This is a genomic window from Streptomyces sp. NPDC020379 (genome assembly GCF_044387105.1).
Lineage (GTDB): Bacteria > Actinomycetota > Actinomycetes > Streptomycetales > Streptomycetaceae > Streptomyces.
Map to the genome: position 1 here is coordinate 152,511 of NZ_JBIRVR010000017.1, position 9,323 is coordinate 161,833.

Consider the following 9,323-nt stretch of genomic DNA (forward strand, 5'->3'; position numbering starts at 1 on the left):
TCGCGCCCGCCCCGGAGTCGGCTGGCGGTCGCGGTCGCGTTCGCGTTCGCGTTCCTCAAGGAACCGGTCGGGGTTCGCGGATCGCGCCATCGGCCCATTGCCCCGCGTTGATCGCCGCTCGTGATCAGTGCGTGCGCGGGTTGCGCCTTGGCCGGTACCGCGGGCGCGGATTGACTTGGTGCCGGGCAGAAGGACCGCCCGGCTTCTATGGAAGGAATGGAACCAGCTCATGACCAGCCTCATGACCAGCGAACCCAAGGACGTGGTCCGGCGCTACTTCGAGGCGCTGGCAACCGGCGATCAGGAAACCATTCTGAATTCCTGGGCAGAGGACGGGAGTTGCTGGTACGCCGGAGATCTGCCGATCTCGGGGACCTGGCAGGGGCGGGACCAGGTGATCGGCGGATTCCTCGCGACCGCGTTCGCCCACCTCGACCCCAACCGGGAGATCGGTGTGCGCGTCACCAATGTCTTCGGTGAGGGCGAGCAGGTATTCGTCGAGTGGGATTCATGGGCGACGGGCAGGACCGGCAGGGCGTACGACCAGAAGAACAGCGGCGTCTTCGTCGTACGTGACGGGAAGATCGTGACCATGCGCGAATACGCCGACACCCAGCACTGGGAGCGCGCGCTGGTCGCGGCCGACCCGGCCTGAGCATGCGCGCGGCCCGCGAAGCCCGGGACGGGGGGCCGGGCTTAGCGGGCCGCTGCCGGGATCAGGTGTGGGGATGCCTGATGTGAGAGTGCTGGGTGTGCGGGTGCTGGGCGTGCGTCTTCTTGGCGTGCAGTCTCTTGAGGTGCGCGCGCTTGGCGTGCGGGCTGTGGACGGCGGCCTTCTTGGGCGGCGCCTTCTTGACCTGCGGCTGCGGCTTCTGTGGCTGTTGCGGCTTCTTGGCTTGCGGCTTCTGAGGCTGCGCCTTCTGGAGCTGCCCCTCATTGCCCATGGGCTTCTTGATCCAGCCCTTCTTCACCAACTCGTCGCAGTGCCACTTGGCGTGGGCCGCGCTCTCCTTGTTCTGCTTGGCGGCGTTGATGCAATCCGCGTACGGGAAGGGCGGCTGATCGGCACGCGCTCGGGGCTGGGCGTGGGCGGCGCCCGCTCCACCGATCACAAGGGCCGCGGCGAGGGCGATACTCATCCGGCGCACAGAACGTTTCCTCTCATTCGGGACGACTCGCCGGTTCAACGAGCCGGTTCGCCCCCGGAAACGACGCTGTTCGGACATAGGGGAAACTATCCCTTGCTTCCCTATGCACCAGGAGATTCATGTACAAGCGCCTGCCCATGCTCGCCCTCTTCGTCGCGGCGACGGCCCTCGGCACGTCGGCGTGCGGCGCGTCCGGCTCGACCGCCGCCGCTCCGTCGGCTTCCGCGAGCGCGTCACCCAGCCCCGCGCAGAGCTCCGCGGCCGCCCCGGCGGCCACCCCGGCGGAAGCGCGCCAACTGACGGGCTTGCTGCGCGCGAGCTACCTCCGGACGATCCGAACGAATTACTCGGATCTGGACGGCATCAGCGACGACCTGCTCGTCGAGCACGGCAACGCGTTCTGCGCGGCGCACGGCCAGGCACTCGCGGACCAGGCCAAGAAGACGACGAAGGAACTCGGCATCACCCCGAAGGAGACGGTGAAGATCCTGGGCACGGCGCATGGGGTGTGCCGGTAGGAGTCCGCCTTACCTCCGGTTCCGGACCCGGCATCAACCGTCAACATCCCGAATCCCCCACCCATCAAGTGGCTGGAGTTGCCCGGCGCGACCCCTCGTTCACCCCAATTCGTAGATGATCACTTCGGGCCGGGCGGACTCAATGACGGGAGTGATGCTTTTTTCGACATCCACCCAATCCAATCCGCCAAGGCCCGCAGCGATGCGCGGCATGGCAATCCTTCGCACACCATGCGCAGCCGCATGATTCAACATGGCATCTACGGCGGTCACGACCGCAGGCAATTCCGCCCCGGCACGCCAGTGCTTTTGCGTACCGAGATTGTAGATCGTCACACCCTCAGGACTCCGCCACGGGAAAACATCGCCTACCTTGAACCGGTCACTTCGGCAACGCTGTCGATATTCCTCGTACATGGACGGCCAACGGCGCTTGAACTCGAGCGCGATACCACGCCCCATAGCTCCCGCACAGTTACACCCGTGAGCCAAGGCATCGACATCAGAGGCCGCGAACAAGTCTCCGATCCGATGTTCGACGGTAGCCACTATGCTCCCTCCTGAGCTACGGCTCGCTCCCATACCGCTTCAAACTCTTCCGCAGAGATTCTATCCTCCTCATCGAACTCACCGGGCTGGAGAAACTGATCCGTGATCAGCGGCCCGATGACAGGGTGGAAATCCCTACGCGACGTGTGCCACTCATCACCTACATTGGTAACTTGCCTCGTGGGGACCGTTTCAACAAATTCGTAATATGCGACAGCGTCGCGACCATCGGCCGTTTCGATCGCAAGAGTGAAATAGTCTGTCATGGCTGGTAGGTCTTTCCGTGGGTTACGATCCGGTCGGTGATATCCAGTGGTCCGTCGTTCGGATGAAGGAACACCCAGGGCCTGCCTTGGGATATATCGAGGCCCGTGACGTCGACCCCCACATAGTCCGTCGTTCTATTGAGACCCCACCTGGTCGGGCGCCCGAAGAGGCGAGTCACCAGCTGATATCCAGATATCCCACCTGCCTCAACATCTTGCGGGGTCAGGTCGGATTTCTTAATCCCCTTTATGCTGTCGGGAGCGATATCTGTGAAGTACTGACCGTCACCAAAGCGGGCATGCACAGGCCCGGATGCATGATAAATCTCCTTGGAGTTCAGTATCCCCGTCCGGCCCTCCTCGGTGGTGTAGTGAAAGAGAACCCTGCACGGCGCCAGCCCCAGTCGGTCGGCCCATGCCAGAGGGTTGACGACGTAGGTGTGATGGTTCGGGGCTGGGTCAAGCCCAAGGGGATCGGGCGTAACATACCGCGCCCCCTCCGGGTCGTAATACCGGAAGTAGTTGTAATGCAGCCCCGTTTCCGCATCCCCGTACTGCCCCGGAAACCGCAGAGGGCACTCCGGCCCGTCCCCCCGCGGCTCCGGCAAACCCGTCCCCCAAAGAGACGTCCGCCGCTGCCACGCCAACTCCCCCGACGGCGTCACCAGTTCCGTCGGCGTCCCCACCGCGTCCGTGACGATCGCGTGGAACGTCGGGGCCGGCTCCGCGAAGTGCGCGATCGATGACCCGGACGGGGCGTGGCGAACGCCCGTCGTCTGGGTCAGAGGGCGGTGCGTGCCCGGGGCGTGGTCCCACGTCGTGATCGCATCGTCAGGAGCGGTCTGCTCCGCCAGTCTCGTGCCGTCCCACGAGAACAGCGTCTCGTCCGCCCCGCACCGCTTCGATATTCGGCGGCCCAGCGCGTCGTACGCGTACTCCCACCGCTCCCCCTCCGGCGTCGTCGCCGCCGTGAGGCGATCTTCCGCGTCCCACTCGAAGGTCCACGTGCGCGTCCGGCCACTGAGAAGCTTGCGGCAACGGCGGACCAGGCGGCCCTGCGCGTCGTGTTCGTACGTCGTGCGGCCCGCGCGGCGGACGATCGTGCCCTCGACGTCGCGGGCGCCCGGCGCCTCGTGGGCCGGGGCCTTGGCGTAGGTGAGATTGCCCGCGGCGTCGTAGGCGTACGTCTCCTTCCAGCCGTGGGCGTTCACGGCGGTGACGCGGCCCGTGCGGTCCAGGTCGAAACGGCGCGTGCCCGAGGTGAGTTCGCGGATCTCCGTGAGGTAGCCGTCCTCGCGGTACGCGTACGTGCGGTGCTGGAGGATGCGGGCGGCCGGACCCGTGATGACCTGGGACGTCAGGCGGTCGGCCCTGTCCCACTCCTGCGTGAGCACGGCCGCGTCGCCCAGGCGCCGTTCCGTCTCCCGGCCGGCCGCGTCGTAGGCGAAGGTGAGCGTGCCACCGTCGCCGCGCAGCTCCACGGGCCGGCCCGCCGGGTCGTACGTCCACGTCGACGTGACGCCGGACGGGGTGACGCGCCGGATGCGGCGGCCCACGGCGTCGTACGCGTACGAAGTCGTCCGGCCGTTGACCGTCTCGGACAGCACGCGGCCGAGCGCGTCGCGTTCGAGGACGACCTCCGCGTCGGGGTTGACCGCCCGCACCAGGCCGCCCGCCGCGTCGTAGGAGAACGTCGCCGCGCCCTGCTCCAGCACTCGCCCCAGCGCGTCCCGCACGAAGTGGAGCGTCTCGCCCGCGCCGTTCGTGCGGGCCGTCAACCCACCCGCCGCGTCGTGTTCATACGTCAGCGTCCGGCCGTTGAAGTCCGTCTCCGACGTGAGGCGGCCCGCCTCGTCGTAGGCGTACGACCAGGTCAGGCCCTGTGGATTCGTCACGCCCGTGAGCCGCAGCTCGGTGTCGTAGGCGAAGGCGTACGCCGTGCCGTCGGGGTCCGTGCGGGAGGCCGGGAGGTCGAAGTGGCCGACCGTGTGACGGGTCGTGCTGCCCGCCCGGTCGGTGTGGCTGAGGAGGTTGCCCTCGCCGTCCCACGCCCACGTCTCGTGCGTGCCGTCCGCGTATTCGCGCCGGCTCGGCTTGCCCTCCGGCGTCCAGACCGTGCGGGTCGTGTGCCCCAGCGGATCCGTCGCCTCGGTGACGCGGCCGAAGCGGTCGCGCGTGACGGAGGTGGTGTGGCCGAGGGGGTCGGTGACGGCGACCGGCAGCCCGGCCGCGTCGCAGGTGACGCGGCGGGTGTGGCCGAGGGCGTCGGTGACCGACGCCAGGTGGCCCAACTCGTCGTAGCCGTAACGGGTTTCCGCGCCGCCCGGATCCGTCGTGGCGAGGAGGTTGCCGCGCTCGTCGTACGCGTGGCGCCAGACCCCGCCGCCGGGCTCGGTGACCTCGGTCGGCAGGCAACGGTCATTGTGGGCCGCCGTGCCCGTGGTGCCGTCGGGGAGGGTGACACGGGTGAGGTTCCCGGCCTCGTCGTAGGCGTAGCGCGTCGTACGGCCCAGCGGGTCGGTGACGGCGAGGGGCTGCTCGCCCCTCGGCTCCCACTCCGTGCGGGTCGTGTGGCCGAGCGGGTCGGTCTCCTCGATCACACGGGCGTCGGCGTTGTGGCGGTAGGTGCTCCGCCGGCCGAGCGAGTCGGTGACGGTCGTGACGCGGTGCTCGTCGTCGTAGACGAGGCTGCCGGAGAGGAAGCCGTCGGTGCCCTCGGTGCGCACGACCCGGCTGCGCGCGTCGTAGTGATAGCCGTACGACATGCCGTTGCGGTCGGTCCAGGAGGTGAGCCTGCCCTCGGCGTCGTAGGTGAACCGCAGCGGTTTGCCACTGGAGTTGATGACCTCTGTGAGGTTTCCCGCGTCGTCGTAGCCGTAGCGGACCAGATCCGTGCCCCGGCCGGGCGCGCCCGCCGGGTCGTACGGCGAGGGGGCCTCGTCCAGCAGGCGCAGGGCGGTGACGCGCGCGCCCTCGGTGTCGACGGCGAGGTAGTAGCCGCCGGAGTGCCGGAGGGCGGTCGGGACGCCGGTCGCGGTGCGCTCGATGCCGATCCGCGCGCCGTTGCGGTCGGACACCTCGGTCAGCGGCAGCTGGACGGCGCCGGGCACGTCGGTGGGGGTGAGCCCGCCGAAGGTCCGTACGACACCGGTGGCCGGGTCCGTGACGGTCATGACGCCGTCGGGTATGCCGTCCCAGGTCAGCGGCCAGCGCGGGCCCTTGACGGGCAGGACCGGCTCGCCCGGCACGGGGACGGGGTAGACCAGGCGCATGCCGTCGGCGGCGGCGTAGACCACGCCCTCGGCGTCGAGCTGGACCCGCTCGTCGAGCGTGGAGGCCCAGGTCGGGCCGAACCAGCCGCCCGCGCGGTACGTCGACAGATGGGTGCGCTCGACGACCAGCGGGAGCGCGCCGGGCAAGGTGACGTCCGTCTGCGGCAGCAGCATCGCGCCGGTCGCGACGTCGATCGGGTCCCGGACGCACTTGAGGTTTTCCGTGGGACGGGCGGCGGCGGGCAGCTCGACCAGGTCGGGGCGGGCACCCCGGAGCAGCAGGTTCCGCATGCCGCCGACCTCGACGCTGTTGCGTGCCAGGCTGCCGTAACCGCCGAACAGGCCGCCGTAGAGCATGCCGTCCTTGGCGGCGGCGTTGACCTCGTCCAGGCTCAGGCCCTGCTGCAGCCCGGCGCTGATCTTCATGGGCTGGGCGACGGCCAGGTCGACGGTGACGGACTCGACGCCCGCGAAGGCGGCCATGACGAGGGTGGTCGCGGCGGCCTCGGCGACCACGGTGGAGATGGTGACGCCGACGGCGGTGCCGAGCTCGATGACCGCCGTGGCCGCGGCCGCCGACGCGGCCGTCGAGAGGCCAACGGTGAGCCAGGCCAGGCCGACGCCCGCCAGGATGACACCGGCCTCGATGCCGATCTTGGTCCACAGCTTGTCGACGGCGTCGTCGATGGCGTGGGCCAGCTTGTCCAGATTCCCGGCCAGCTCGCGGGCGGCCTTGGGGATGTCGTTCAGCCAGCCCTTGTCCCCCTTGCCCGCGTAGCGGGACCAGAAGATCTCGAAGGCGTCGATCGACTCGCCCTTGTTGTTGTGGATGAGCGTCCGGGCCGCGTTGTCGACGGGCTTACGGACCGCGTCGACGCTGTCGGCGAAGGCCCGCCAGGCGCCGGCGGCCTCGCGCAGCTTGCCCGGGTCGCCATCGGGCCACTTCAGGCCCAGCTTCTCGAGGACGTGCCTGGCCTCGTCGGCGACGCTCACTTGCTCCCCTTGCCGTGCTCGCCACCGGCGGCGACGCCCTTCTTGGTGAACATCCCGGCGATCAGCTCGTCGTTGTCGACGTGTCCGTCCGACATGTCGGTGAGCGCTTCGTGGATGCTGACCAGGCCGAGGACGAGGGTGCCGGTGGCGCTCTCGATCAGCTTCTGCTGGGGGCTGTAGAAGTCCTCGAACTGCTTGCCCGCGTCGTCCTCGCCCCACGGCTTGCCGAGCCCGTCGAGCGTCTTGACGAGCGTGGTGAGCGCCTCGCTCAGGTGCTTGCTCTGCTCGTGGAAGACCGGTGCCGCCGACTTCAGGTCCGCCGTCTTGATGTCCAGGACCTTGTCGTCGCCGCTCGGGCTCGCACCCATCGCTTGCCTCCCCCACCGGTACGCGCCATCGGCCGAGGGATGACGCTCGCTCAGCGTCACATAATCGCACGTTGATTCGTATTGATCCGGTGGGCGCGGCCGGGCCCGTACCGCCGGCGGAGGACACGGCCACGGGGCCGATCGGTGGCGCCGTACGCTCCCGACCTGTCCGCGCGATCCAGGCGACCGTTCCATGGGGACGGTATTTCCGCAGGTCAAAGGCTGTTTGACCATTCCGGCGTCCCGTCTTTCCCGCAGTTCGTTGCGGGTCCGGCCGCCCGGCCGCGAAGCTCGTTCCCGGCGACAGCGACGTGCGCTTCGCACCGTGTGTCCGGCCGAACCACTCACATCACCACGACGGGAACACCCATGCGCAAGAACCCCCTCCGCACGACCGCCCTGGCCGCCACGGCGCTGGCCGGCGTCCTGTCGCTGAGCGCCTGCGGCGGGGGCGGGGGCAAGGCCGATGCCGCCGCTTCCCCCTCGGCCGGTGCCGCCGCACCGTCCTCGCCCAGCGCGTCGCGCTCCGCGGACCAGGGCGGACGGGAGGCGGACGGAGGCGCGGGAGGCAGCGCCAAGGTCTCCGCGTCCCCCGGCCACTCGGCGGGCGCGCACAGCGGGAGTTCGACCGGCGGCAAGGGCGGCAAGGCGTCCGCCGACGGGGACGGCGGCAAGGGCGGCAAGAGCGGCTACGGTCAGGCTTGCGGCACCAACGACCTGACCTGGAGCGCCAGGTCCGAGACACAGGCCGGCGGCTACATCCTCATCTCGGTGAAGGCCAAGCCGGGCATCACCTGCACGCTCCCGGGCGCGCACCCGGTGGTGGCCTTGGGCTCCGACGGCACCGAGGCGGGGCCGGCCGAACAGGCCGCCACCGAAGAGGTGAGGCTGAGCGGCGGCATCACCGCGTATGCCGGGATGAACCCCAAGACCACCAACTCCGGCGGCCGCAAGGAACTGGCCGACATCACGGTCTCGGTGGGCGAGGGCGACCCGACCGGACCGGTCGGCCTGACGACCGGCAGCATCACCGTCGACAGGCCGGTCGTCACCAACTGGCACACCTCGCGGCAGGCCGCCGTTCCCCGGTGACGGCGTGGACAGCCACTGGCGCCGCCCTGCCTTCGCCGCCGGCCGCCTCCACAGCCGCCCGCCCTCACAGCTGTCAGTTGAGGCCGAGGTTCGACAGAGCGGTGGTCCAGTCCTGGGCGATCGCGCTACGCGCCGCGTCGAGGGTGACCTCGCCACCGCAGACGGCGGTCTTGAGCCGGTTCTCGACAGTGTCCTTGCTCTGGGCGGGCTCATCGCCGTAACGCGGCTCGGGCCAGAGGTTCTTGGGGTCCCTCGGGGCGCCGCCGAGTTCGAGGGGGACGAGGTGGTCCTCCTCGTAGTCCGCGGTGCTGGTGTCGCTGTAGCCGTACTCGCCGATCTGCTTGATCTTCAGCGGCGTGGTGTACGAGACGGGCGGGCGCACGGTCTTCGTCCAGCCCGGCACGCATATCGTCGAGCCGATCGTGTCCTGCGTGACGTCCGGGTTGTACGCGCCGGGCTGACAGGTCGGATCGGGCAGCGGCAACCGCGACTGGCTGCACGAGGAGGCGAGGCCCGCGGCGTGCGGGGTGGCGTGGGCGGCGCCGACGAGCAGGCCGGAGGCGGCGAGCGCCAGGGAGGCCGAGGCGGCGGCGAGTCCGTACGAAGAGCGCATGGGGGGCTCCACAATGAGGCCCGGCCGATCCGGGCTGTTGTGCGCATGACACCACTCAAGAGATCTATGCGGGTAGAGCCGCGAGGTGAACATGTGGTGACCAGCGGCTTTTCTTACCCGCTCATGGGAGCCGCTTGCCCTGGCGGTGGAAATCCCTTGGCGGACAGCCGAATTCCGGCCTGTCCGCCGGGTGGGGTGCCCTACGCCTCACCGAACTCGATGAAGTCCTCCACGGCCGCGCGGCCGGTCACCCCCGCCCCCCCCCGTTATGTTTTTCGCGGTCCTGCAAGAGGGCCGCTGGCCTCCGGGCCCGGCATGACTGTTCCCCCCTGTCGAAGGTATGACCTGGGGGGTGGTGTCACCGGGCCCGAGGGGTGCCGTCGGAGACGCTGATGAGAGGTCCGGCCACCGTCCGGTCCGGTGCAAAGCCGGACAGTTCACGGGCGGCAGGTCTGCATAACGTGGATGCGCGCGTACGACACCGACGCCAAGGCCAGCCGCATC

9 protein-coding genes are annotated in these 9,323 nt (G+C 69.4%); 3 read left to right on the plus strand and 6 right to left on the minus strand.

What is annotated here, in order from left to right; translation table 11 throughout:
* Positions 1-229 precede the first annotated feature (229 nt).
* The gene (locus ACH427_RS22465; RefSeq protein ID WP_398871750.1) at positions 230-655 is read left to right on the plus strand and encodes a nuclear transport factor 2 family protein; all 426 of its coding nucleotides are present in this window, start codon (positions 230-232) and stop codon (positions 653-655) included.
* Positions 656-716: 61 nt separating this feature from the next.
* Here ACH427_RS22465 and ACH427_RS22470 read toward each other — a convergent pair whose 3' ends face one another.
* Positions 717-1,139, minus strand: a complete 423-nt coding sequence (locus ACH427_RS22470; RefSeq protein ID WP_398871752.1) for a hypothetical protein — start codon at positions 1,137-1,139, stop codon at positions 717-719.
* Positions 1,140-1,267: 128 nt separating this feature from the next.
* Between ACH427_RS22470 and ACH427_RS22475 the strand changes: the two genes are divergently transcribed.
* On the plus strand, positions 1,268-1,666 hold the full coding sequence (locus ACH427_RS22475; RefSeq protein ID WP_398871754.1) for a hypothetical protein: 399 nt from the start codon (positions 1,268-1,270) through the stop codon (positions 1,664-1,666).
* A gap of 99 nt (positions 1,667-1,765) precedes the next feature.
* Here the strand turns inward: ACH427_RS22475 and ACH427_RS22480 are convergent, their stop codons facing one another.
* Genes ACH427_RS22480 through ACH427_RS22495 form a run of 4 tightly spaced genes read right to left on the minus strand, consistent with a single transcriptional unit; the run spans position 1,766 to position 7,114 of the window.
* Entirely contained in the window at positions 1,766-2,248 is a 483-nt protein-coding gene (locus ACH427_RS22480) for a macro domain-containing protein (protein ID WP_398871755.1), read from the minus strand.
* Complete coding sequence (locus ACH427_RS22485; protein ID WP_398871757.1) at positions 2,215-2,481, minus strand: hypothetical protein; 267 nt, start codon at positions 2,479-2,481, stop codon at positions 2,215-2,217. Before ACH427_RS22485 ends, ACH427_RS22480 begins: the two co-directional genes overlap by 34 nt.
* Positions 2,478-6,746, minus strand: coding sequence for a DUF6531 domain-containing protein (locus ACH427_RS22490; RefSeq protein WP_398871759.1), 4,269 nt, complete (start codon positions 6,744-6,746; stop codon positions 2,478-2,480). Before ACH427_RS22490 ends, ACH427_RS22485 begins: the two co-directional genes overlap by 4 nt.
* Positions 6,743-7,114, minus strand: coding sequence for a hypothetical protein (locus ACH427_RS22495; RefSeq protein ID WP_398871761.1), 372 nt, complete (start codon positions 7,112-7,114; stop codon positions 6,743-6,745). The genes ACH427_RS22490 and ACH427_RS22495 overlap by 4 nt, the downstream gene beginning before the upstream one ends.
* Before the next feature lie 369 nt (positions 7,115-7,483).
* On the opposite strand from ACH427_RS22495, the gene ACH427_RS22500 reads away from it, so the two are divergent.
* Positions 7,484-8,206: a DUF4232 domain-containing protein gene (locus ACH427_RS22500; protein ID WP_398871763.1), complete on the plus strand. Its 723-nt coding sequence runs from the start codon at positions 7,484-7,486 to the stop codon at positions 8,204-8,206.
* Positions 8,207-8,279: 73 nt separating this feature from the next.
* Here ACH427_RS22500 and ACH427_RS22505 read toward each other — a convergent pair whose 3' ends face one another.
* Positions 8,280-8,819, minus strand: a complete 540-nt coding sequence (locus tag ACH427_RS22505) for a hypothetical protein (protein ID WP_398871765.1) — start codon at positions 8,817-8,819, stop codon at positions 8,280-8,282.
* Positions 8,820-9,323 lie beyond the last annotated feature (504 nt).

What these genes read in the sequence shown, in the direction of transcription:
- ACH427_RS22465 (WP_398871750.1), top strand. Translation starts at nt 230, where the DNA reads ATGACCAGCCTCATGACCAGCGAACCCAAGGACGTGGTCCGGCGCTAC.
- ACH427_RS22470 (WP_398871752.1), bottom strand. Translation starts at nt 1,139, where the DNA reads ATGAGTATCGCCCTCGCCGCGGCCCTTGTGATCGGTGGAGCGGGCGCC.
- ACH427_RS22485 (WP_398871757.1), bottom strand. Translation starts at nt 2,481, where the DNA reads ATGACAGACTATTTCACTCTTGCGATCGAAACGGCCGATGGTCGCGAC.
- ACH427_RS22475 (WP_398871754.1), top strand. Translation starts at nt 1,268, where the DNA reads ATGTACAAGCGCCTGCCCATGCTCGCCCTCTTCGTCGCGGCGACGGCC.
- ACH427_RS22480 (WP_398871755.1), bottom strand. Translation starts at nt 2,248, where the DNA reads ATGGGAGCGAGCCGTAGCTCAGGAGGGAGCATAGTGGCTACCGTCGAA.
- ACH427_RS22500 (WP_398871763.1), top strand. Translation starts at nt 7,484, where the DNA reads ATGCGCAAGAACCCCCTCCGCACGACCGCCCTGGCCGCCACGGCGCTG.
- ACH427_RS22495 (WP_398871761.1), bottom strand. Translation starts at nt 7,114, where the DNA reads ATGGGTGCGAGCCCGAGCGGCGACGACAAGGTCCTGGACATCAAGACG.
- ACH427_RS22505 (WP_398871765.1), bottom strand. Translation starts at nt 8,819, where the DNA reads ATGCGCTCTTCGTACGGACTCGCCGCCGCCTCGGCCTCCCTGGCGCTC.